This is a genomic window from Flavihumibacter sp. UBA7668 (assembly GCF_002483205.1).
In the GTDB taxonomy this organism is placed as follows: Bacteria; Bacteroidota; Bacteroidia; order Chitinophagales; family Chitinophagaceae; genus Flavihumibacter.
The window spans coordinates 438,288-461,870 of the sequence record NZ_DLHM01000001.1; the positions used below are offsets into that span (position 1 = coordinate 438,288).

Here is a 23,583-nt window from a genome sequence, read left to right on the forward strand (position 1 = left end):
AAAGGTTAGGCTTCCGGTGGAGTTTCACCCGGATTTTCTTCTTTTTTGATCTTGTCAAACACTTCTTCCATCTTGAACACATAATCCAGCGTATCATCGAGGTAGAATTGCATTTCAGGAATTCGTCTTACCTGGTGTTTGATGGCCGCAGCCAGTCCTTTTTTTATTTCCCAGGCGCGATCCTCCAGTTTTTTCATGGCTGCTTTAGGGTCGGCAACTTTAAAAAGACTGATATAGATGCGCGCTTCCAGTAGATCCGGGGTCATTTTAACAGAGGAGATGGAAACCATACCACCATCTATCATGGTAAGACCAAGATGCTGGAATACCTGATTCAGTACCCCCTGAATTTCGCCGGCTACCTGCTTCTGTCGTTTTGTCTCCTGTTGCATAGGGGTCATCGCTTGATTACTGCAAAGAAACAAAGAATTCGGGAGCTTCCCCACCCTAAATTGATGTAGGTTTGCAGTTTCTATTTAATTGGTGAAATGAAGAAATTTTCGCTTGTTTTTAAATACCTGGCAGATAAAAAAGGCAATATTGCCCTTTATTTTCTGTTCAATTTATTCTCCATTCTTTTCTCGCTGGTATCTCTGGCTATGCTGGCTCCTTTCCTTCAACTGCTCTTTGGGCTGGAAAAAAGACCGGTTCTGAAACCGACCTTTGAATGGACCGCCTCCTCCGCTATTGATTCCATGAAGTACCAGCTGAGCGTGCTGATTGATACCCAGGGTGCTGTTCCGGCCCTTGCTACAATTTGCGTGGTCATTATTATTTCGATCTTTTTCAAGAACCTTTTTCTCTATATGGGTTTGCGTATGCTCACGCCAATGCGAAACCATGTGATGACCAAACTGCGGGCTGAACTCTACTCTAAAATTCTCAATCTGCCTATCGGTTATTTTACCGAACAACGTAAAGGAGATATAATCAGCCGGATGAGCAATGATGTAAACGAAGTGGAATGGAGTATTATCGGCGCCATGGAAGTGCTGGTAAAAGAACCACTTACCCTGATCATCATTGTTAGTTCACTGATTTTTCTGAGTCCGCAGTTATCACTGTTTCTGGTGGTTTTATTACCCATTATGGGATTCGTAATCGGGCGGGTGAGTCGGAGTTTGAAACGCCAATCCAACCAGGCTCAGGTACAACAGGGATTGTTATTGTCTGTACTGGATGAAACCCTGGGTGGTATGCGGGTTATCAAAGCTTTTAATGCGGAAAACCTGATTTCTGAAAAATTCGGAGGAATCAATAAATTTTTAAATCATATCCGAAACAGTATGAACTTCCGCCGTGATCTGGCTTCACCGATGTCAGAATTTCTGGGGGTATTGGTATTGTGTGCGATTCTCTGGTTTGGCGGACAACTGGTACTGAAAAATGAAGCCGGACTGGATGCCGCCGGCTTCATCACTTATATTGTTTTCTTCACGCAGATAATCAATCCGTCGAAAGCATTCTCCAATGCCTTTTATAATGTGCAGCGGGGTACTGCTGCCATTGAACGAATTGAAGAAATCATCAAAGCGCCGGTAAAGGTGGAAGAGGCTGCTTCTCCAAAAACCCTGACTTCGTTTAACCATAGCATTGAGTTCAGAAATGTTTCCTTTGCCTATGATGATGCTATTATACTTGAAGATATCAACCTTATAATTGAAAAAGGAAAGACAATTGCATTGGTAGGATCATCGGGCTCCGGGAAATCAACACTGGCCGACCTTGTGCCCCGCTTTCATGATGTAACAAAAGGAGAGATTTTAATTGATGGTGTGAATATCAGGGAATATTCGCTTTCTTCGGTTCGTGATCAACTCAGTATTGTAACCCAGGAACCGATCCTGTTTAACGATACCATCGCTTCCAATATTTCGCTGGGTATGCCCACTGCCGATCAGGCTGCAATTGAACATGCAGCAAAAGTTGCCAATGCACATAATTTTATCATTCAGAAAGAAGGAGGTTATGAATCCAATATCGGCGACAGAGGTTCAAAACTAAGCGGGGGCGAACGGCAACGTCTGACGATTGCCCGAGCGGTTTTGAAAAATCCACCTATTTTGATACTGGATGAAGCCACCAGTTCACTGGATACAGAAAGTGAGCGCCTGGTACAGGATGCCATTGATAATATGATGCAGCATCGCACCAGTATTGTAATTGCTCACCGGCTTAGTACCATTCGCCATGCAGATGAAATTATTGTATTACAGAAAGGCCGGATTGTTGAGAGAGGCAACCACGATAGCCTGCTATCACAACAGGGATTTTATAAGCGGTTAGTGGATATGCAGGAGGTAAAATAAATTTGAATTACACAAATACTGACACATGAGACAACTCTTCCTTGGCATTTGCTTCCTGGGATTGACGGGGATCCTAACAGCCCAGCAACCAGTGAGCTATGAGCAGGCATTTAAAGGGGCACCAACCAATATCCTGAAGCCTCTGCCAATGATCAGCAAATGGATCGATGGCAAACATTTTTTGGAAACACGTACTGAAAACAACGTTCGCAAAACCTATAAAGTGAATGCTGCAACGGGTGTTGCTGAGGAATATACAGCACCGGTAGCTGGTAGTACTTCACCTGCGGTTCCGGCCATTGCGGTTGCTGGTGCCCGTAACCAAACGACTTCTCCTGATGGAAAATATTTCGCCTATACCAAAACGGATAATAACCTCTATGTGCAGGAGATTGCTACCAAAAAAGAAATCCAGCTAACTAAAGACGGAAATGATTCTGTTCTGAATGGCTATGCTTCCTGGATCTATTTTGAGGAAATTCTGGGAAGAGCTTCCAGATATAAAGCATTCTGGTGGAGTGAAGATGGTAAACATCTTGCATTCATGCGTTTTGATGAAAGCGGCATGCCTGTATTTCCGATTTATGTAGCAGATGGACAACATGGATCGCTTGAAAATAACCGTTATCCTAAACCTGGCGATAAAAATCCGGATGTAAAAATTGGTGTAGTCAATCTGGAATCACTTACTACTACCTGGGCGGATTTCAATGCAAAAGAGGATCAGTATTTTGGTACGCCGGTTTGGACGCCAGCCGGACAGCTTTGGATTTCCTGGATGAACCGTGGTCAGGATCAGTTGAAGGTATATAAGGTGGATTTGACGGCCGGATCTAAAACCCTGATATACGAAGAAAGTCAGAAAACCTGGATTGATCTGGATGATACGGATCGGTTTGAATTTCTTCCTTCCGGAAAAGGTTTCATTCTGCGCAGCGATGTCAGCGGCTGGAAACATTTTTACCTGCATGATATGAGCGGCAAACGTCTGGCAACGCTTACCTCCGGCGATTTTACAGTAGGTGCGATTCACAAAATAGATGAGAAAGCCAAACGTCTTTATTTTGATGCGCGTAAGGAGAACAGTGCCCGTACAGATTTATACAGTGTGGGAATGGATGGTAAAAATATGGTTCGTCATTCATTTGGCGATTATACTTTCCGGGGTATGACCATTTCTCTTGATAATAAACAATTTATTACTACCTACTCCAATCTTCAAACTGTTCCAACGATGGTGGTGGTTGATATGAAGGGAAAGATCTTGCGTGAATTGGGAACTTCTAAAGGAACTGATATCAACCTTTATGCACAACCGAAAAGGGAATTGATTCGGGTGAAATCGGGAGATGGATTATTTGATCTGCCTGTATTGATTACCTATCCGATCGGGTTTGATCCGGCTAAGAAATATCCGGTGATTATTAATATTTATGGCGGGCCGAATGCGGGTACCGTGTATGATACCTATCGGACAAATCCGGCGGAACTGTGGTGGGCGCAGGAAGGATTGGTGCAGGTATCGATTGATAACCGAAGCAGCGGGCATTTTGGAAAAAAGGGAATGAATTTCATTCACCGTCAATTAGGTAAATACGAGATTGAGGATTATATGAGCGCGGCAGGCTGGTTGCGTAAGCAGTCCTGGATTGCAGGCGACCGAATTGGGATCACCGGTGGAAGTTTCGGCGGCTATATGACTGCCATGGCATTGACTTATGGATCGGATTATTTCACCCATGGTATAGCCAATGCATCCGTTATGGATTGGTCTTTGTATGATACGCACTATACAGAGCGATTTATGGATACACCAGCTGAGAATCCGGAAGGGTATAAAGCTACTGCCGTGATGACTTATGCGGATCGCCTGAAAGGCACACTGCGTATTGTGCATGGCACAACAGATGATAATGTGCATATGCAGAACAGTGTTCAGCTGATCAGCCGTTTACAGGATTTGGGCAAGCAATTCGAGATGATGATTTATCCGAATGAGCGGCATGGAATTGGAGCGAATGTCCGTGCCAAGCGCGATCACCTGGTTGCCGAGAATGCCAGCTTCTTCTACAAGCACCTCCTGAACAGACCCGTTCCTGAGGTATTCTGGAAAAAAACCGAACGTAAAGCCTTTTAAGTGTCAGACAGGTGTTAGAACGCTGTTAGAGAGGTGTCAGACAGATATTAGAACGTTGTTAGACATGTGTCTGACACCTTTCGTAACTTAGTTCTAACACCTATCTGACACCTATTATGACAAATCGCCGTGAATTTCTTACGAAACTCTCTGCCCCTTTTCTGGCAATGCCGGTACTGGCAGAACTCGGAATCAATTGTACGAATGAACCCTATAATGGTCCGATTCTCAAAGTTGCCTTAATGGGACTTGGAGGTTACGCTACCAGGGTGGCAGAAGCCATGCAGACCTGCAAAAAAGCAAAGATTACCGCATTAATCAGTGGCACACCCGATAAGCTAAAAACCTGGCAGGAGAAATTCCAAATCCCGGCAAAAAATTGCTATAACTACGGAAATTTCGATGCAATCAAAAACAATCCTGATATTGATGCAGTTTATATCCTCACGCCCAACGCATTACACCATCCACAAACACTTCGAGTAGCGTCTGCAGGCAAACATGTTATCTGCGAAAAACCTATGGCTCTAAACGCCAGGCAGGGAAAAGAAATGCTGGATGCCTGTAAAAAAGCCGGAGTTCAACTCCTCGTTGGATACCGCATGCATTTCGAAGCCAATACCGTTGATCTTATTAAACAACGTATAGATGGACAATTCGGAAAAATTCTTTTCTTTCAGGGACTTAGCGGCTTTCGGATCGGGAACCCCAGCCAGTGGCGACTCAATAAAGAATTAGCCGGGGGTGGCGCTATGATGGATATAGGTATTTATTCAGTTAATGGTGCCCGTTATATGGTAGGAGAAGATCCAGTCTGGGTAACTGCTCAGGAAACCAAAACCAACCCCATGCTTTTCAAAGAAGGAGTTGACGAAACCATTCAGTTCCAGATGGGTTTCCCCGGCGGCGCAGTAGCGTCCTGTCTATCTACTTATAACATGAATAATCTCGATCGTTTCTTTATAACTGGCGAAAAAGGATTCGCAGAACTATTACCTGCATCCGGTTATGGCCCCATAAAAGGACGAACCCATAAGGGAGAACTCAATCACCAACACGTCATGCATCAAACCACGCAAATGGATGAAATGGCGGGTATCCTACTGGAAGGTAAAAAGCCCCTGGTGCCCGTTGATGGTGAAGAAGGATGGAAAGATCTGGTAATCATTGACGCAATTTACAAAGCAGCGGCCACCGGACTTAAACAATTGATTAATTACAAATAATTCCTATCCAATAGGGAGGAAAATAAAAAGCGGAAGCCGCATCTGCAGCTCCCGCTTTTTACTTTTAACTTCTAACTTTTTACTTTTTCACTTGTTCATCGTGTTTTTCGCTTCAATACTCAAAGTAGCATGAGGAACCGCACGCAAACGCGCCTTATCAATCAGCTTACCGGTTACCCGACAAATACCATAGGTTTTATTCTCAATACGCATCATGGCTTTCTCCAGGTGATCAATGAAGGTGATTTGGCGACTCGCCATCTGGGCAAGCTGTTCACGCTCCATACTTACGCTACCATCTTCCATGGTCATATAACGGCTTTCGCTTTCATCTCCACCCATCTCATCTTTACGGGTGATCAGTCCCTGTAAATAAGCCAACTCTTTTTTAGCGGCATCCAGTTTCTTGTTGATTAACTCTCTGAACTCTGCCAATTCTGCATCACTGTATCGCATAGTAGGTCCGGTTTGAATAGGTGCCTCCTGATCCAGCACACTTTTCGTGAAATCAGGATGGTACGGTTTTACTGTTTTTGTTTTTATATCTGGCACCACAAACTTTGTTGGCCTTTTTTCTGGCGGTGGTGCAGGTTTCTTTATAGGAATAGGCGTCGTCTGTTTGGAGTCGTCCTTTACGGTAGCAGGCTTCATCACAGAAGGCTTTCCTATTGGCTGGCGAATCGTTTTGATTGCCGGCTTTTTCTTATTTCCAGCTTTTGCCGCTGGTGCTGGCTTGGCGGCTACTGGAGTGGGCATTTTACTGATGTCTGTTTTTTTAGTTTCTGTTTTATTTGCCGGAGCCGGAGTTGGCGCAGGTGCCGGAGCTGGTGCTTTTGCTGCAGGGGCTTTTGCCGGAGCCGCTTTAACTGGAGCAGCCTTAGCCGGCGCCTCTGCTTTTTTCGATACTGCCTTTGCAGGAGTAGGAGCAGGTGCCACTTTTACTGGTTTAGCCGGCGCAGCCTTGGCTGCAGCTTTTGCAGGAACGGCTTTACCAGCCGGCTTAGCAGCAGGTGCTGGTTTAGCAGGTGCTTTTGCAGGAGCCGCTTTCTTTGCCGGGGCCGGTTTAACCGCCGCTTTTTTTGCAGGAGCAGCTTTAGCAGCTACTTTATTTCCCGCCGCCGATTTTGCCGGTGCAACTTTTTTCGCCGATCCGGCTGATTTACCAGCCGGTGCTTTCTTGTTGGTTGCCATATTTATTCCTTTTTCCGGTGATCAATGTCCTATTTTTATCAGGATCTGGTTACTTTATTGACCCAAACTTTGACCTCCTGCTCATTTACTTCTACAGGAGTAGCATCGTTTAGCTGATCTACCAATTCGAGCTCATCCGCCAATACCTCCGTTTTAATGTAGGAAGCGAATTGCTTAACCGCATCCGCCAGGTTTCCGATATCCGCTAGCTTTATAGCGATCCGATCAGTGAGTTCATAGCCATTGTCCTTCCGAATTTTCTGGATTCGATTGACCAATTCGCGGGCATTTCCCTCCTGCTCCAGCTCGGGTGTTACCGTAACATCCAGGGCTACCGTCAGTGCTCCTTTGGAACTTACCAACCAGCCCGGAATGTCTTCACTGGATATTTCAACCTCATGGATTTGTAATATTAAGGGTTCGGTATCAATTTCCAAAGAATATGATCCTTCTTTTTCCAGCTTTGAAATAGCTTCCTGATCAAAGGCCTGAATTGCGGCACTTACAGCTTTCATTTTTGCCCCTACCCGCTTGCCCAGCGCCTGGAAATTCGGCTTTATTTTCTTCTTTATAAACCCATCCGCATCGGTCAGATACTGCAATTCCTTCACATTCACTTCCGATATGATCAAATCCTCTACTTTTTTCAACTGCTCTTTCATAGCCGGATTCAATACCGGGATCAGTACCCGCTGGAGCGGCTGCCGAACCTTGATATTAACCTTTTTTCTAAGTCCCAATACCAGCGAAGATGCATCCTGTGCCAACTGCATCCGCTCTTCAAGCCCACGGTCTATCCGCGTTTCATCCGCTACCGGATACCTTAGGTGATGAACCGACTCCCCTTCCAGACGTCCTGTTACATCATTCAGATTCCCAAATAACCAATCCGCAAAAAACGGCGATACCGGAGCCATCAAACGGGAAATTGTCTCCAGACATTCATATAAGGTCTGATACGCTGCAATCTTATCCTGACTATAATCCCCCTTCCAAAACCGCCTGCGACTAAGCCGAACATACCAGTTACTCAGAAGCTCATCCACAAAATCTTCTATCAATCGTCCCGCCTGAGTCGGTTCATAATCATCAAATGCCGCAGTCACTTCCCTGACAAGGGTATTCAGTGAGGATAAAATCCACCGGTCTATCTCCGGCCTATCTGCAAGCGGGATGGCAGCCTCCCTAAAGGAAAATCCATCCACATTTGCGTACAGTACAAAAAACTGATAGGTATTGTATAATGTCCCAAAGAATTTCCGCTGTACTTCGCGAATTCCTTCCTGATCAAACTTTAAACTGTCCCACGGTGATGCATTCGTAATTAAATACCACCTCGTTGCATCTGCTCCATAACTTTCAATGGTTTTGAACGGATCCACCACATTTCCGAGCCGCTTACTCATCTTGTTTCCGTTCTTGTCCAATACCAGGCCGTTTGAAACCACCGTCTTATACGCTACACTATCATATAGCAACACACCCAATGCATGTAATGTATAAAACCATCCACGGGTCTGATCCACCCCTTCCGCAATGAAATCAGCCGGATAATTCTGTTCAAATGGCGCATTGAACGGCTGATCCGCCCCTATTTTCAGTTTTTCCTGATCAAGCCCCCATTGTGCATAAGGCATTGCTCCGCTATCAAACCAAACATCAATTAAATCCGGTTCCCGATGCATCGGTTGTCCCGTTTCACTTACAAGTACCACTTCATCTACATAGGGCTTATGCAAATCAAGAATACCATCATGCAGGTAATGTTTGTTTATATCACCGCCCAATACCTCATTCGCCTTTCTGATTTCTGCATTTAATTCCGCTATTGACCCAATACATTTTTCCTCTTTTCCATCCGCCGTTCTCCAAATCGGAAGAGGCGTTCCCCAGTACCTGGAACGACTCAAATTCCAGTCCACCATATTCTCCAGCCAGTTTCCAAATCTGCCTTCACCCGTTGCCTTTGGTTTCCAGTTGATGGTTTTGTTCAATTCCACCATCCGGTCCTTCACCGCAGTTGTTTTTATAAACCAGGCATCCAGCGGATAATATAAAACCGGCTTATCAGTTCTCCAGCAATGCGGATAACTATGTTCGTATTTCTCCACTTTAAATGCCCGGTTCTCTTTCTTCAGCTTCACACTTATATCCACATTCACATCCACATAATTCGGATCATCCTTATAATTTTTTACAAAGCGACCACTGAACTCTCCCAACCCCTCCACAAATTTTCCTTCACGATCTACCATCGCCAGAAAACCGATTCCATATTTTTTTCCAACCTTATAATCATCCGCTCCAAATGCAGGAGCCGTATGCACAATACCGGTACCATCTTCGGTTGTTACAAATCCATCGCAAAGTATACGGAATGGATCACCTCCTGCATTAACCGGACTATTCGCTTCATAGGGCAATAACTGCTCATAACGGGCATGCTCAATGGAAGTGCCCTTAAACTCAGTTAACACTTTCCAGGGCAATAACTTCGTTTCTGCTGCGTATCCTTCAAAATCTCCATTCTCTCCCTCCGGCTTGAAATACTTACCCAACAAAGATTTCGCAAGCACAATATTTACAGGTAAATGAGTATACGGATTAAAGGTTTGAACCAATACATAATCAATATTGGGTCCTACTGTTAAACCGAGATTACTTGGAAGTGTCCAGGGAGTTGTAGTCCAGGCAAGGAAGAATAGTTCCTGAGAGGTGAGACCCGAGACTTGAGACGACCCAATCGCATCAAAAAGAAACTGCGTTTTTTCGTTCTGAATGGCTTTAAACATCGCCACTGCCGAAGTATCCTTTACATCCTTGTAGGTACCCGGCTGGTTTAATTCATGCGAACTTAATCCGGTGCCGGCTGCCGGTGAATAGGGCTGGATGCTTACACTTTTGTACAGCAATCCTTTTTCATGCAGTCGCTTTAACAGCCACCACAGTGTTTCAATATATTCATTTTTAAAGGTTACATAGGGGTCTTTTAAATCAACCCAGTAGCCCATTTTATTGGTAAGATCATCCCATTTATCCTTGAAACGCAAAACTGCTTCCCGGCATTTCTGGTTGTATTCTTCTATGCTGATTTTTTTACCGATATCTTCTTTTGTAATACCCAGTTCTTTTTCAACTCCCAATTCAATCGGTAATCCATGTGTATCCCAACCACCCTTACGTTTAACCTGAAATCCCTGCATCGTTTTATACCGGCAAACCAGATCTTTAAGTGTTCTTGAAATCACATGGTGAATCCCGGGCATACCATTGGCACTGGGCGGACCTTCATAAAAAACAAAGGAGGGCGCGCCTTCCCGCACAGCAATACTTTTCTCAAATGCCTGCTGCCGGGTCCATTTTTCGAGAATACTGTTCTCGATCGATGGCAAATTCAACTGTTGAAACTCACGATACTTGCCTGCCATAAAATAACTCGCTGATTCTTATGTACTTATAATAATTGAACAATCGAAATAGACGCGAAGTTACTGAATTTTGACGGCAACCCTCCACACAGTGAACCAGTACCGCAGGTATTTGTAATTTTAGAGAGAAGCCAAACTTTTGCGCACCACCTGCACTGCCTGCCAAATGGGACTCCTTATGGTTTGTCTGCTAACCGGATTCATCGTCCGGGCCAATCAAATTTTTGTTACAACCACAGCCAATGAAGGTGCCGGTAGCCTGAGAAATGCCATTCAATTGGCAGCTTCCAATGGAGTCCTCGAAAAAGACAGTATCCTGTTTACTTTCACCGGTTCTGACATGGCTGCGTATACCATTCACCTCAAAACCGAACTGCCGCCTCTTAGTTCGAATCTGTTGATTGATGGAAGCCGTAATTCAGGTGTTTTTGTACCTCTTATAAATGCAGGGGTTATTTTGAATTTTTTGGGTCCCCTTAGCTTTAATCGATTTCATTTTCTTCGTATTCAGGACGCAATGGATATTACCATAACCGGACTTGTTTTTCAGAATTTATTGGGGCCATTTCAATTTGAACTGGCTGTTGCAGGAATTCATATAACCAATGCGCAGCGCATACAGATTGGGGCAGAAGGACAGGGTAATTTATTTTCCGGTGCACTCATCTCATTGGTGAATGAAACAAGAAACAATACACCCGCAGGCACCATCGAAAATCTGCTGGTTGAAGGTAATCTATTCGGGCTGTCCAGTCAGCTCGAAAAAACAGCCAACAATGGCATTTATCTGGCAAGGTCAACGCAACTGCGCTTCAGAAAAAACACCTTTGTAAACTCCATTCTTCATTTGGTGGAAGAAGAAAATTCAACTGGTTTTTTTGTAGAATTCTCCAATAACCGCTCCAATAACATAGATGGACAACCGATTTCGGATGGAAGTTTTTTATTAAAACTGGATGGTGCGGAAAACAGTTCCGCTTCTTCAGTTATTGAATATAATTTCTTACATGGTACTGATCGATTGCTGGAACTCAATAATCTTAAACATCCTGTTCAAATTAGCGGCAACGCTTTGTTATCATCTTCCACCAGGCCCTGCTCTCCTGTTCGTTTGGCTATTAGTTTAAACAATTGCAAACAGGTTACTATTGGTACACCTGAAGGTGAAGGTACGAATGCAATTTTTGGTTCAATCTGGCAAAACGGAGCCGGGAAAACTGAAATCTGGCAAAATCAACTACTTGGAGAGATTCACCTTCCGGCTGGTACAACCACTTCGACCAATACCATTACCTATTATTTTGAAAATATTCTGCGTGGGAAAGCAGAACCTGGTGCAATCGTACAGCTTTATGGAACCAATTGCGCTGATCCCTGTCCCTTGAGAACCTATATCAATTCAGCAACAGCTGATGAAGATGGTAACTGGATGATCTCCCATAATTTTTTAGCAGGTGCCTATTTCCTCACTTCCACCAGAAACGGACAATCTGGCGAATTCCAGGATATGGCATTGGACCCATCTTCAAAAATCCTTTATAATGACATTAAGATTACAGATGATACCTGCAATACCGGTTCCGGTGCGTTGGAAATATCCAATCCGGCAATAAACCTGAATTCCCTGCTGCTCGAATGGAAAACAGAAAACGGCGAACTGGCCGGAAATGGAAAAACTATAAGCGGACTCCCAGCCGGAACCTATTATCTCGAAAGCTCTAAAGGGGGTGCCGGATGTCCTACACAAATTGGCCCGTTTGCAGTTCAGGCAATCAATATTGAATTTCCTCCTGCCGTAACAAGAGAAATCTGGACTGAAGCAAATTCGAAGTTGGACCTCTTATTGGAATCAGATTTCGGAACCACTTTCTTTCTATTTGATCAGGCTGGAAATTCAGCTATTCCAATTGACAGTTCTTCAACCGGCCAGTTTAATCTTAACATAGAATCCAGTGATCGCACCTATTATATACGAATGCAGAAAGGAACCTGTAGAAGCAATAGTAATACCTACCGAATCAGGATCAGAAAAGCAGCCGGACTGTATTTCCCAACAGCTTTCAGTCCGAATATGGATGGAAAGAATGATCAGTGGCGTCCTGTCACCAATGATTCTTTTGAAAAGTATAAACTACAGATTTACAACCGCCTTGGTCAAATCGTTTTCGAAACACAGCATGCAGAACAAGGCTGGGATGGCAATTTACGTGGAATAATGCTGGGGGCAGGAATCTATACCTGGACCCTTGAAGCCCTGGACCGAGCCAACGTACAAATACGAAAACGTGGCCAATTCCTGCTTCTAAGATAATACTATGGACATCCTAAAATGCACGTTATCAATATAGAATAAATCCCTCAGTAGATTTACTGAATAGCAGAAGTAAAGTTCCCAACAGGCAGGCCTATCCGAGAAAATTTCAAAGATTTTGTGTTAAAAATCTCATTTACAGCAAATAAGCAGGTCGCATTTTTCCACATTTTTCGCCTTTGGCACAATTTCTGGACACTATTTCTTCTATAAAGCAAAACAAAACTGATGACACAGTCGTCTTAAAAATACACCAGGTCAACTGGTAATCTTTCTACGGTTTAGGGTTTAGGGGTTAAAATAGGGGGTTGTCTAGCCCCCTTCCTCTTTTTTGGTATTACCTGATTTCATTTATCCATTGTTCAGCAAAACTGCGTGCGGTTTCAACAACCGGCTTTCCTGCCCGGAATGCCATTTTCCATCGATTCCCTTTGCTTTCATATGTCTTGTTTACAAAATATTTAGTTCCATTCTTTTCAATCACCTCCGCACCAAAATCAATATCGCTGGTTTCATCCAGAAATTGCTGCAGGCGGGTTTTCACAAAAAGCAAATGATTGGAAGGGTACTTGTTTTCCCATTGTTTCAATGAACGCTGGTTTCCGGCTTCCGAATCTTTCACAAATTGCGGATAATTCTTCCGATAGCTGGCGATCTGTTTATTATTAGGATCCTCTGCCAGTTTTTGCTGATTCTTTAAATCTGTCAGCATTTTCTCAAACATGGGTTTCATGGAAGGATCCGCCTTTTTTACAGAAAGCTCCATTTCTGTAATAGATTTATTCATTTGCTTAATCATATCCTGATGCATCTCTTCCGGTGTTTGTGGTGTAAATAATTGAGGCTTTTCTTTCTCGCGCATATCATTATACTCTTTAATAAATGCCGGACTGTTAACCTGTTTTTTTACATAATTCAACAAACTGGATGTAACTGCGGCACGATTACCCATGGCGATATTTTTTGCATTCTTTACACCCTCCTGGTCCAGCGATCCATAAAGAAACCCGCCGCTCACTTTTAGGTCAGCAGCTGTTTTACTGATACCAAGTTGTTTTAGAAAATCATCCGTCATTCGGGATGCCTTTACATAAGAAAAAAGGCAAAAGGAAAGCACAAATAGGGCAACCGGAACTGCGTATTTAATTCTTTTTAAAAAGGTCATTCTTGGATTGATCTGTTTCATAATCTGGAAAGGTTTATTGTTTATTAATAGTAATTGAAAAATCTATTGTTTAATGAATTCCACTCTTCGGTTTTGCGCACGGCCCTCTTTTGTTTTATTATCACCAACCGGCTCCGCTTCTCCTCTTCCATCCGTATCAATCCGGGAAGCATCGATTCCAAATTCAGTTCTAAGAGCATGCTTGACAGCTTCTGCACGACGTTTTGACAAGTCCAGGTTTACCACTTCACTATCATCACTATCCGTATGCCCAATAATTTTTACTTTAAGATCAGCTTCACTTTGCAGCAAACCGGCAATCTCTTTAAGTATTCCACTGCTCTGTGGTTGAATTACTGCAGAACCCCTTTCAAACAAAATACCCGTTGTAGAAAATTTCCCCTCTTTTAATAATTTGTTCCTTGTATCTGGCAAGCCTTTTGCCAACCAGATATTTCCAATGGTATAGCCAACTTCAGCCTCATCACCTCCATATCTGCGAACCAAAAAATACAATTGATTGATAGAAGTCCCAGGAACTATTGCTTTGGGTAAATCATATAATTTTGTTTCATTAAACCAGATTCTGAGCCGTTCCTTTTGCACCTGCATAGCAACATGAATAATAGCATTGAAATAGTTTTGCAGTGCTCCATATTTTTTAAGATCAGTAGAGAGGTATCGTTTATTGTTCTCATAGGTATATAGATGAATCTGGGAGTCATTATTTCCAAACGGCTGAATATTCAATTCTGTGGCAAAATTTGCAGCATATCCTTTCAACAACTCATTCGCTGTGGTGGAATAGGTACCGGATGCCAAAATACCAAAAGCCATTACAGGAAAAGCTGCTTTTGGATTTGTCCTTCTTAATACAAGATCAAACTCAACCGTAAAATTTTCCGATAGCGTATCTTTATTATCAGTCAAATAAGTTGCATTCTGATACAATTGAACCCATTTTCCTTTCATTCCATCCAGCGTTACAACTTCACCAGTTCCATTGGTATTCCAACCAACCGGCAGCTCGCCAATAGGATCAGAACTAAAATCCGTATAGTAAACAACTTTCTCTCCGGCAACAAAATCATACTTACTGTAGGATCGGACACCTGTTGCAGCAACAGGTGATTTTTCTTTTGAAGTATCCTTTACTGCATCCTGCGTTTCAACCATCTCTTTTCCTTGTCCTTCAATTTCATCAAGCGTTTTATCAATTGCTTTGTCAACCTTTCGGTCTATCCGATTATTGACCTTCGCTGTTGTTTTTGATTTAACATTCTTAAGGAATTTTTCCGCCTGATCAAATCCTGTTAATGGTCCTGCTGCCAGAGCAAGTAACAGTATTATTTTATACATCACTTTGCAATTTTTTGTGGCACAAATCTCAGCTCGTTCACAACCAGCTACAATAGCATAGGTTATGAAGTGTAGAAATACCTGCATGAACCGGAATTAAAATTCCGGTTCACAACTCATACAAAAGAATGTACGTTTCATGCCACTTCCACATTTTTTCCAACTAAGTGAGCATCAAATTTGATGCTTCAAACTTGTGCTATGAAATTGTATTGTTATATACTGCTGCTCTTCCTATCACTGGATATCCAGGCGCAAACAAAAAAAACAGCGGCAGCTGCACCAATGCCGGATGTTAATCAGCTTATTAATATGAGTCCTGAAGAAAGGGAGGTTTACAAGAAAAAGTTGATGACGCAAGCAGCAGAATTTGCAGATCAAAATAATCTAAAAATTAATCCCGCTGCCTTCCCGGACCTTGAGCTAAAACCACCAGCAAAGGATATCAACCGGCTTTCCTTGATTCCTTCCCGTCCACCTAACAGGCAGGAAATAACTGCTAACCTTCAGCAATCCATCAAACAAATACAAAAAGGAATCCCTGCTCCACAAATCCAGGAAATCAACAAGCTGATAAAATCCATACCAGTGGAAGAAATAAATGATAAAGCAATTGCTGAATTTTATCACGATAATCCCAAAGCAGGTATTCTAATGCTGATGGAAACAACCGCCAATGATCCGGATGAAATCAATAGCATGAATAACCTTGCAGCCATGTTAAACATGTGTGGTGTTGAACAAAAAGCGATTCCACTATTGATGTATGCGCTGGAACAGGTTCCCAATAGCAGTACCCTGCTGAATAATATGGGACAGGCATATATGGGACTGGGCGAAATGCAAAGAGCCATGGATTTTTTTGATCGATGTCTGGCTATTGATGAGCTGAATCCGGAAGCCAACCACAGTATGGGGATGTTACACTATTACAAAAAAGAGTACGAAAAGGCAATGCATTATTTCGAAAAGGAATTGAGTGTTTCGTTGCGCAGATCCACACTGGCGATGGCACATAAAATGGGGAAGAAATTTGATTTGCGTGCTCTTGCCAAACAACGGAATAAATACAAAGGAGCAGGTGAAAAAGATTTTTTTGAAGAGATAACCCTTGGCAAATTCTCCTTGCCAGAATTTCCGGCATCAGCAAAGGATGTTGAACTGCGAAAGATTGAATTGAATACCTATGCAGCAAGTGTTCAGGCAGAAATGTTATTCTGGATGAATAATGCCATTCAGACAAATGCAGCCGCCAGTCAGAATGCAGACTCCTATCCGGGTATCTACTCCGATCTCGTTGAAGTGATGCTGGATGAATTAAATGATGAATTTACACCGGAATACCTGATACCCTATGGTGATTCGGAAACGGAAGAGGTGGCAGGCATCCTGCATAACAACGCATTGGAAATAACCCGAATGAAATGTCCTGAAGCACCTCCCGGCAGCAGTATAAGCGTGCAGGAAGAATTTGAAATCGCCTGTTGTGAGCGGCAAAAAAGACCTTTGGCAGATAAACTGATCAATGAATTGGGCGCCTATGTAAAACCCATTTTTGACTTGGGACAACAGCGATGGAAATCGTATATCAACCAGCTTGTAGCAATCGTGCAACTGGATCCCACCCCTTCCAACCAGGCCATGGTATATCATGCAGTATCCGGATATTTTAATTTTTTAAACCTGGGAATGATTTATTACACCGGGGGCGAAGTCAATAATTTATTGGTCAAATGCGTACCCGATTATAATGGAACGAACCTCGACAGTCTTGTACAGGCAGATCGGGAATGGCGGCTGGGTTGCCCTTCCTGGTTAAATATTGAAGTGGACCTCGGCGGAGCCACTGTAAAAGCGGATTGTAATAAATATTCGATTGAAGCGGGGGCTGCCCTGATGGCCGGATTTGAACATGAATTCAGAACAGGAAAATCAACAATCCTGGTTGGTGTAGGAATAAAGGACAAAGTAGCCAGAATTCTTAAAATCGAAGCCAAATCCCAATTCTATCTGACTTTTGACAACAACAAGGAGTTTTCTGATTTCGGGATTCGAAATACCTATAAACTGGGACTGAATGTTAATCCACTTCCAATAGGTGGTATCAAGGTTGGTGCCAACTATGCCGGAATTGAATCGGTTAACAACAAAAGCCTGCTTTCCGGTACAGATGAATACAAAGTAAGTGGAAAAGGCGCAATTGCTGCCTTGTTGAATTGATCATTTAGCCCCTGGCAAGGATCGCATATAAGCTGCTAAATCTTTTTCAGCCGTATCTTGACTGGATTCCAATTCAGTTGCGATACGCTGAATTTCCATCAGATTTTTATTCTGGCTTAGTTTTTTCTTACCCTGCAAATCAATTACTTCAAGGTCAAATGCAAGGATCCCTTTTTTCATACCTGAGCGGTATTTTTCAGGCAGGCCTTTCCATTGCTTTAAATATCCGGATTCGTAAGTAAGTATGAGTTCTTCCAACATGTCCTCAACGGCATTTTCATCTGTTATGATGACAGCCCTTCCATATGCATGTACGGCCAAATAATTCCAGGTTGGTACAGATTCCTGCTTGTCATAATGAGCCGGTGAAATATAGGCATGTGGCTGACTAAACATTATCAGCGAAACAGCAGATTCAATGTGTTTTGCCTGCTCATTCACCAAAGCAAAATGCGAACGCAAAATCAGCTTGCCTTCTTTTTCAAGTATAATAAAAGGCAGTTGAGAAGCAACCGGTAATCCATCCACTACTGTTACTATTGTAGCGAAACTGTACCGCTTCATAAAAGCAATCATCTCCTCCTTTCCCTCAAATTTAAATGCTGACGAAATATACATAGTTGGCTTTAGAATTTATTCCCTGCAATTTCATAAAAATTCAGAATAGTTCAGTAGTAAAAAACTACCATTCAGACATAATTCTGAATGGTAGTTTTATTCATAAGTTTTTCTCTTTCACCCGCTCTATAATTAAGCTGCCAACTTTTCTGCCAAGCTCCAATCCCACTTCATTATCCGTTCTGAAATGAATGCCTCCCTGAAACCTGGACTCAGCACCATCTTTTGCGCGCTGCCTGAAATATAGCTGGTCGGCGGGGAAAAAATACGACATGATTTCTGCCATCACACTTCCCAGCATTGCATGGCCTGATGGATAACCCGGAAATGGAGGAGTGAAATATAAAACCGGTTTAAAGCTCGGATCATACTGATCCGGCCGCGTACCCCAATAGGTATATTTTGCGTCCCAACAGGAAACAAAGCCATCATACATTCCAATGGCAGTTACAGCATAAATTAGTGCTGCTTTTGGAGGGTCCAAATGAAGATTATGCTCAAATAATTTTTGCTTCAGGATATCTGCCCAAAAGGATTCTGTAGCAAAATAAAAGGCATTTCCTGTAGAGCGAAAACCTGGTTTGAATGCGCGTAATTCATCCATGTCTTTGGCAAAATCCGGAGGTGGACCGGGACGAAAATGGTCCGGACTTTTTAATATCACCGTTTTACTCAGTCCTGCAGTGGGAAATGACGGCTCACCCTTCCATATTTGTTTTCCATCTGGGCGCTTTCCATCCCATTTGCTGGCAGGTGAAAAGTCTTTCACATATTCCAGTTCATCTACGGCAATTCTTGCACCCAAATCAAAACCAGCTTTTGTATCACTGGGATAGGCTAATCCGGCGTCCACTCGGGATAACATAGCCCGCTCCGCCATTCGCAAAGCTGAATCGGCCAATAAAGGAAAATATTTTTTAATAACAGTAACGGCTACCCCTGCGGCTACAGAAGTTTCACAGGGGAAAGAGGGCGATTCAGGAATAGGTCCAAAACGCTTTACCCGCTTATCTGCCTGCACCGGACGATCCTTGTTATGGCGATATTTTTCCTTCCAGGCTACAACTGTTGCATCATAAATAGCCACCTGCAAAACAAGAAAGGAAACCGGTCCGGTTTCACCTGCTTCGGACGACATCCATAAATCATAGATCCAATTCACCCATCGGTATCCAGGCGAACCGGCACTCCAGTATTGAATCTGTGCCAATGAAGAAGAATCCAGCAGAGCCTGACGCTGTAGCACTTCTGCTATTTCATTCTTATTGACGGAACTCTTGTTAATTGAATATTTTTTTCCAGTAGAAATAAACCAGGTTGGCCAATCACCAGCCTTTGAATCAGCCTGACAAAACCCGGACAAATGATTTCCCAAAATCAATAATAAAAAAAAGAGCAATGATTTCATTTGATAACATTTTGAAGCAACCTAATTGAAAAATGTGCAGTAATTTTTGCATGGCTACAGACACCCTTTTCCGGTCAACAATCTGTATACTGCAGTTGGTAGCCGCAAAAATGCCGCTCGTAGACCTATTTTCAGGAATTATACAGTTCCCGTTTTTTCCTCCATATTTATGCTTACTTTTTGGACTTATAAAATGAGTTCCCTTACCAAAAATAATCTACGTTTATACGGATGGATCAGCCTTTCCTATTTACTACTAAGGTGGCTGGTTTATATACCATCCAACCCTCGTAATGCCGGAGCCATCATAATCAACGAGTGCTGGCGAATCAGCTACCTGACTGTGCTCACTATTTTATTCTACGAAACCCTGCTTCCTCATATAAGAAAAAGTGTATGGCATGCGATCCCAACCATTCTATTGAGTATTTTCCTTTATTCCTTTGGCATGTTTCTTTGGCGAATGCTGGGAATTGGTTTCGGTATCTACACGCCCTTTGGATCCGGCGGTGAAACAATGTCGGTAGGCGATCAGTTTGCAAATGGGATTTCCGCATTTCTTTTTTTCTCCATCATCCGACATCTGTACCGATATACGAAATTGAAATCTCAGGCTAAACAGATGGAAATTGAAAAACAGGCTGCAGAATTAAACTATTTAAAATCTCAGACAAATCCTCATTTTCTTTTCAATACACTCAATAATATTTACGCCCTTTCATTAGAGAAATCAGATCAGGCACCAGAATCCATTATGCGTCTTTCTAAAATTCTCCGGTTTATGCTGTATGAAACCAATGCCAACTCCATTTCAATAGAAAAAGAAATACAGATTATCAAAGATTATATAGCATTGGAGAAACTGCGCTACGATGATAGCCTGCATGTGAATTTTACGCACCTGATTCAGTCCTCTCCAACCAATCTGCCTCCGCTCCTCCTTATACCATTGGTTGAAAATGCCTTCAAGCATGGTAGCTCAGAAACCATAGCATCACCATTTGTACAGATTGATCTGAAGGTAGAAAGCAATCTGCTGGAAATGGTAGTAAAAAACTCCATTGAACCAACTGAAACAGGCACCCCCATACTTGAAAATATCGGCCTGTCCAATATCCGAAGGCAACTGGAACTATTATATACCAACTATCAATTGAGTTGCCGGAAAGAAAACAGCATTTTTACCGCGCAGCTATTAATAAATCTAAACAGTTATGTCAAACCTGGCCTGCATAATAGTAGAGGATGAGCCTCTGGCAGCAAGAATTTTAATCGAGTATATTGACCAGCTCAGCTCACTCGAACTGAAAGGGCATTTTAAGAATGCCTTACTGGCAGCAGATTATTTGCAAAAAAACCAGATTGATCTAATTTTCCTTGACATTCATTTACCAAAACTGAAAGGCATGAATTTCCTGCGCACCCTTACCAAAAGGCCACAGGTAATCATCACAACTGCCTACAATGAATATGCCGTAGAGGGATTTGAATTAAATGTAGTGGATTACCTGCTGAAACCAATTGAATTTGATCGGTTCATGATGGCAGTAAACAAAGTCAAACGTATATCATCAGAAAATTCAGTTCAGTTCATTCCCGCACCATCCACTCAGACAGCAGAAAAAGATTACCTCTTTGTTTCTGTTCAAAAGAAAAAAATCCGGTTGGAATTGGCAGATATAATTTTTATTGAAAGTCAACGGGAATATATCCGAATTCTGACTACAAAAGGAGAATTCCTTACTAAGGTCAGCACAGTTGAAATAGAATCCAGATTACCCTCCAGGCAATTCGCCCGCATTCATCGCTCCTACATAATCGCACTCAACAAAATAGAATCATTCACAGCCGAGGAGGTCGAGCTAAAAGGCCACACACTTCCCATCGGCAGGGGTTATCGCGAAAAAATACAGCAATTATTATCCTGAAGCTCCGTCAACCAATGGCAGATTTAAAAAACATTACTGTAAGGTATCCCCAAACAAAACTGAAAAACAGATGGACTGCCGTTTCAAAACTTTTACCCTTCCAGTTTACAGATGAATAACCAGTAAATTGAATAATCCATCTAATCAGCCAAAAAAAACCCAGACCCAGCGAAATTCTTTTTCCAAGAGGAGTTTCAATCAATTCCGCAGCACTTGTAATGCACAATAACCCAATCAGAAACACAACCAACGCAATAAAAAATGTGTGTACAACCATCATTTCCCTATTTATCACACTTAAACCAGCCAGTTCTTTCTTCCAGTTAAAATAGCTGGGAAAAATAAGGTGTAGTAGAGATAATCCAATGAGGAACCAGCCAATCAGTTGTAAATGTTGAATCATTTTTTCCGTAAAATAAATTTTCTTATAAAGGGTGTCAATTTATTTTCAGTTTCAATCAAAAGAGCCGATTCATCAAATGTGTTAATCCATTCTGATCTGCCGTAAAAATGGAAAAAACCAAAATTGAACGCAATAAAATTAGGAATATCACGCAAATGCTCTATGATTATAATCCGTCCATTATCAGTCAAAATTCGTTTCAATTCCTTGAAAAAAAGGATCCTTTCTGAGCTAATCCGAATTTCATGGGCTGCAAAAATCAGGAATATTAAATCAAATTGGCCTGATTGAAATTCCAATTTCCTGGTATCCAGCAATATTATATCGCTTTCAGGCGGATATGCCCTTCTTGCGCGTTCAATTGACGGTTCAGTATGCCTTTCAGGATTGTAAAAATCTCCCTTTACAAGAATGGCCTCTGGAAATTTATCTGCAATAATTTTACTGGTTTCATCAAAGCCGGCATTTATAGAAAGTATTGATCTGAGATTGCCTGAAAAACAGCTTGACATCCAGCTAAACTGGTAAAGATCAGAGTAATCATAAATGTAGTAGGATACCACCAGAGATAAAAAAACGGACATTAAAGCAGCTATTCCAACGGTTATGAACAGATCATGTACGAATCCCTTCAAAAAAATACCGGTAACAAAAACAATCAGCATTATAGCCAATGCCAGAACATAAAAATGCCAGTTGAACCGGATAATATTCTCAACCCCCTGAAATTTTTTTCGCTTTACTTCCATGTGTCTTTTCTACCTTTTTTCCAATAATAGGGTATATCCCGAATTTCGAAAGCATTGGCTAAAACAGCACCATTCAGATTCAATTCTTCCAAAAAATCAACTTTAGTATGCAAAATTTTTAATGGAACTGGTATCCAATTACTTCGAATACCTTCAATAATTAACACCTTCCCTTCCTCTTTAAGATAACTGAATGTATAGGGCAAGGGTCCGGCAAATCTTCTAGCTTCCTTCCAATTACTGAACGGAGAGTTTGTAGGCAGGGCTACGTCAGGCTGATCTCTGCAAAACTCAACCAGTAAACCGGAAGATGCAGCAGATATAGTAGTAGTTTCCCGCTTCTCGTCCATAATTATGGAAGCAGTTCGATAATTATAGTGCGTAAAAATGGATCCCAGTAATTCCATCCATTTCTTATTCGTTTCTGACCGGAGGATAAATAGACCACGCATTTTTTTTCCTGTACTGGTTGTATAGCGCACAAATACCCGATATCCGATCAAAAAAAAATCGTTCCCCAAAAAGGCAGGAAACCCTTTAGGTCTCAATCTTTTTGTCTGAACCATCGCAACCGCAATAAAGCCCCATTGATTTTCGTGCAAATCCAATTCCAGGCAGGGAGGTATCAAATGGTTCAGTTCAAGTTTGGGAAGGGCATAGGTTAAAACAACAGAAGATTCAAAAAAAGCTTCAACAGCAAAAGGATGAGATTTCAAATAGTTAAACATGTACAATAGTTTTGCGTTGCTTTTTACCAGAAACGAATTCAGTATAATAAATCAACCCTATAAAAAGTAACGCAAAAAGTCCATTAAAATGGCCCCAAAGCAATAAATCAGAAGCAATTAATGCTTCAATCAGGTTCATTACTGCAACCAGCAGCATCTGACTAATGGCACACCATTTGGATTGATATCTGCTTAGTACCCATACTGCCATTCCAATTTCAGCCAAACCAATAAGCAATGTTATTTGTCTTGAAAAATCATACCCCAATATTCTGGCAACTATCGCTTCATGCCTCGGAACCAGGTTCAATACCTTACAAATCAAGCCATTCGCCAGCCATACGAAAGCTATAAACAAACTACTTATCCTTTTCATTTTTCACCGTTCATCCCCTTAAAATAA

Annotated in this window: 18 protein-coding genes; 7 read left to right on the forward strand and 11 right to left on the reverse strand. The window is 42.2% G+C overall.

The annotated features are described in order from the left end of the window. Positions 1 to 5 precede the first annotated feature (5 nt). The gene (gene rbfA, locus B2746_RS01890; protein WP_290790383.1) at positions 6 to 392 is read right to left on the reverse strand and encodes a 30S ribosome-binding factor RbfA; all 387 of its coding nucleotides are present in this window, start codon (positions 390 to 392) and stop codon (positions 6 to 8) included. A gap of 96 nt (positions 393 to 488) precedes the next feature. Between rbfA and B2746_RS01895 the strand changes: the two genes are divergently transcribed. The 3 genes from B2746_RS01895 to B2746_RS01905 all read left to right on the forward strand — a co-directional run bounded on the left by B2746_RS01895 (position 489) and on the right by B2746_RS01905 (position 5,672). Next, positions 489 to 2,309, forward strand: a complete 1,821-nt coding sequence (locus B2746_RS01895; RefSeq protein ID WP_290790386.1) for an ABC transporter ATP-binding protein — start codon at positions 489 to 491, stop codon at positions 2,307 to 2,309. A 25-nt stretch (positions 2,310 to 2,334) separates the two neighbouring features. Beyond that, a complete protein-coding gene (locus B2746_RS01900; protein ID WP_290790389.1) occupies positions 2,335 to 4,446 on the forward strand; it encodes a S9 family peptidase in 2,112 nt (703 codons plus the stop codon). A gap of 116 nt (positions 4,447 to 4,562) precedes the next feature. Continuing rightward, entirely contained in the window at positions 4,563 to 5,672 is a 1,110-nt protein-coding gene (locus B2746_RS01905) for a Gfo/Idh/MocA family protein (protein ID WP_290790392.1), read from the forward strand. An 87-nt stretch (positions 5,673 to 5,759) separates the two neighbouring features. On the opposite strand, the gene B2746_RS01910 is transcribed toward B2746_RS01905, so the two are convergent. Both B2746_RS01910 and ileS read right to left on the reverse strand, forming a co-directional pair. After that, a complete protein-coding gene (locus B2746_RS01910; protein WP_290790395.1) occupies positions 5,760 to 6,863 on the reverse strand; it encodes a TraR/DksA family transcriptional regulator in 1,104 nt (367 codons plus the stop codon). A gap of 38 nt (positions 6,864 to 6,901) precedes the next feature. Further along, complete coding sequence (gene ileS, locus B2746_RS01915; RefSeq protein ID WP_290790397.1) at positions 6,902 to 10,291, reverse strand: isoleucine--tRNA ligase; 3,390 nt, start codon at positions 10,289 to 10,291, stop codon at positions 6,902 to 6,904. 178 nt (positions 10,292 to 10,469) lie between these two features. On the opposite strand from ileS, the gene B2746_RS01920 reads away from it, so the two are divergent. After that, on the forward strand, positions 10,470 to 12,602 hold the full coding sequence (locus tag B2746_RS01920; RefSeq protein WP_290790400.1) for a gliding motility-associated C-terminal domain-containing protein: 2,133 nt from the start codon (positions 10,470 to 10,472) through the stop codon (positions 12,600 to 12,602). A 337-nt stretch (positions 12,603 to 12,939) separates the two neighbouring features. Here B2746_RS01920 and B2746_RS01925 read toward each other — a convergent pair whose 3' ends face one another. Continuing rightward, entirely contained in the window at positions 12,940 to 13,788 is an 849-nt protein-coding gene (locus tag B2746_RS01925; protein WP_290790403.1) for a hypothetical protein, read from the reverse strand. A 42-nt stretch (positions 13,789 to 13,830) separates the two neighbouring features. Beyond that, positions 13,831 to 15,126: an OmpA family protein gene (locus tag B2746_RS01930; RefSeq protein WP_290790405.1), complete on the reverse strand. Its 1,296-nt coding sequence runs from the start codon at positions 15,124 to 15,126 to the stop codon at positions 13,831 to 13,833. Positions 15,127 to 15,327: 201 nt separating this feature from the next. Between B2746_RS01930 and B2746_RS01935 the strand changes: the two genes are divergently transcribed. After that, positions 15,328 to 17,346 (forward strand): tetratricopeptide repeat protein, encoded by a 2,019-nt coding sequence (locus tag B2746_RS01935; RefSeq protein WP_290790408.1) that lies wholly within the window; start codon positions 15,328 to 15,330, stop codon positions 17,344 to 17,346. On the opposite strand, the gene B2746_RS01940 is transcribed toward B2746_RS01935, so the two are convergent. Next, positions 17,347 to 17,964 (reverse strand): FMN-binding negative transcriptional regulator, encoded by a 618-nt coding sequence (locus B2746_RS01940; protein ID WP_290790411.1) that lies wholly within the window; start codon positions 17,962 to 17,964, stop codon positions 17,347 to 17,349. It lies immediately after the preceding gene. A gap of 100 nt (positions 17,965 to 18,064) precedes the next feature. Beyond that, complete coding sequence (locus B2746_RS01945; protein ID WP_290790413.1) at positions 18,065 to 19,372, reverse strand: hypothetical protein; 1,308 nt, start codon at positions 19,370 to 19,372, stop codon at positions 18,065 to 18,067. 193 nt (positions 19,373 to 19,565) lie between these two features. Here B2746_RS01945 and B2746_RS01950 point away from each other — a divergent pair, with 193 nt between their 5' ends. Together B2746_RS01950 and B2746_RS01955 are read left to right on the forward strand one after the other, a co-directional pair. Then, positions 19,566 to 20,621 (forward strand): sensor histidine kinase, encoded by a 1,056-nt coding sequence (locus tag B2746_RS01950; RefSeq protein ID WP_290790416.1) that lies wholly within the window; start codon positions 19,566 to 19,568, stop codon positions 20,619 to 20,621. After that, positions 20,587 to 21,300 (forward strand): LytR/AlgR family response regulator transcription factor, encoded by a 714-nt coding sequence (locus B2746_RS01955; RefSeq protein WP_290790419.1) that lies wholly within the window; start codon positions 20,587 to 20,589, stop codon positions 21,298 to 21,300. Before B2746_RS01950 ends, B2746_RS01955 begins: the two co-directional genes overlap by 35 nt. Before the next feature lie 7 nt (positions 21,301 to 21,307). On the opposite strand, the gene B2746_RS01960 is transcribed toward B2746_RS01955, so the two are convergent. The 4 genes from B2746_RS01960 to B2746_RS01975 are packed head-to-tail and all read right to left on the reverse strand — an operon-like array spanning position 21,308 to position 23,556. After that, positions 21,308 to 21,703, reverse strand: a complete 396-nt coding sequence (locus tag B2746_RS01960) for a hypothetical protein (RefSeq protein ID WP_290790421.1) — start codon at positions 21,701 to 21,703, stop codon at positions 21,308 to 21,310. After that, positions 21,700 to 22,452, reverse strand: coding sequence for a class I SAM-dependent methyltransferase (locus B2746_RS01965; protein ID WP_290790424.1), 753 nt, complete (start codon positions 22,450 to 22,452; stop codon positions 21,700 to 21,702). The genes B2746_RS01960 and B2746_RS01965 overlap by 4 nt, the downstream gene beginning before the upstream one ends. Further along, positions 22,443 to 23,180, reverse strand: a complete 738-nt coding sequence (locus tag B2746_RS01970; RefSeq protein ID WP_290790426.1) for a DUF2071 domain-containing protein — start codon at positions 23,178 to 23,180, stop codon at positions 22,443 to 22,445. The genes B2746_RS01965 and B2746_RS01970 overlap by 10 nt, the downstream gene beginning before the upstream one ends. Beyond that, entirely contained in the window at positions 23,173 to 23,556 is a 384-nt protein-coding gene (locus B2746_RS01975; protein WP_290790429.1) for a DoxX-like family protein, read from the reverse strand. The genes B2746_RS01970 and B2746_RS01975 overlap by 8 nt, the downstream gene beginning before the upstream one ends. Positions 23,557 to 23,583: the final 27 nt, after the last annotated feature.

What these genes read in the sequence shown, in the direction of transcription:
- B2746_RS01940 (WP_290790411.1), bottom strand. Translation starts at nt 17,964, where the DNA reads ATGTATATTTCGTCAGCATTTAAATTTGAGGGAAAGGAGGAGATGATT.
- B2746_RS01965 (WP_290790424.1), bottom strand. Translation starts at nt 22,452, where the DNA reads ATGGAAGTAAAGCGAAAAAAATTTCAGGGGGTTGAGAATATTATCCGG.
- ileS (WP_290790397.1), bottom strand. Translation starts at nt 10,291, where the DNA reads ATGGCAGGCAAGTATCGTGAGTTTCAACAGTTGAATTTGCCATCGATC.
- B2746_RS01895 (WP_290790386.1), top strand. Translation starts at nt 489, where the DNA reads ATGAAGAAATTTTCGCTTGTTTTTAAATACCTGGCAGATAAAAAAGGC.
- B2746_RS01925 (WP_290790403.1), bottom strand. Translation starts at nt 13,788, where the DNA reads ATGAAACAGATCAATCCAAGAATGACCTTTTTAAAAAGAATTAAATAC.
- B2746_RS01950 (WP_290790416.1), top strand. Translation starts at nt 19,566, where the DNA reads ATGAGTTCCCTTACCAAAAATAATCTACGTTTATACGGATGGATCAGC.
- B2746_RS01935 (WP_290790408.1), top strand. Translation starts at nt 15,328, where the DNA reads ATGAAATTGTATTGTTATATACTGCTGCTCTTCCTATCACTGGATATC.
- B2746_RS01900 (WP_290790389.1), top strand. Translation starts at nt 2,335, where the DNA reads ATGAGACAACTCTTCCTTGGCATTTGCTTCCTGGGATTGACGGGGATC.
- B2746_RS01955 (WP_290790419.1), top strand. Translation starts at nt 20,587, where the DNA reads ATGTCAAACCTGGCCTGCATAATAGTAGAGGATGAGCCTCTGGCAGCA.
- B2746_RS01920 (WP_290790400.1), top strand. Translation starts at nt 10,470, where the DNA reads ATGGTTTGTCTGCTAACCGGATTCATCGTCCGGGCCAATCAAATTTTT.
- B2746_RS01945 (WP_290790413.1), bottom strand. Translation starts at nt 19,372, where the DNA reads ATGAAATCATTGCTCTTTTTTTTATTATTGATTTTGGGAAATCATTTG.
- B2746_RS01930 (WP_290790405.1), bottom strand. Translation starts at nt 15,126, where the DNA reads ATGTATAAAATAATACTGTTACTTGCTCTGGCAGCAGGACCATTAACA.
- B2746_RS01910 (WP_290790395.1), bottom strand. Translation starts at nt 6,863, where the DNA reads ATGGCAACCAACAAGAAAGCACCGGCTGGTAAATCAGCCGGATCGGCG.
- B2746_RS01905 (WP_290790392.1), top strand. Translation starts at nt 4,563, where the DNA reads ATGACAAATCGCCGTGAATTTCTTACGAAACTCTCTGCCCCTTTTCTG.
- B2746_RS01975 (WP_290790429.1), bottom strand. Translation starts at nt 23,556, where the DNA reads ATGAAAAGGATAAGTAGTTTGTTTATAGCTTTCGTATGGCTGGCGAAT.
- rbfA (WP_290790383.1), bottom strand. Translation starts at nt 392, where the DNA reads ATGCAACAGGAGACAAAACGACAGAAGCAGGTAGCCGGCGAAATTCAG.
- B2746_RS01970 (WP_290790426.1), bottom strand. Translation starts at nt 23,180, where the DNA reads ATGTTTAACTATTTGAAATCTCATCCTTTTGCTGTTGAAGCTTTTTTT.
- B2746_RS01960 (WP_290790421.1), bottom strand. Translation starts at nt 21,703, where the DNA reads ATGATTCAACATTTACAACTGATTGGCTGGTTCCTCATTGGATTATCT.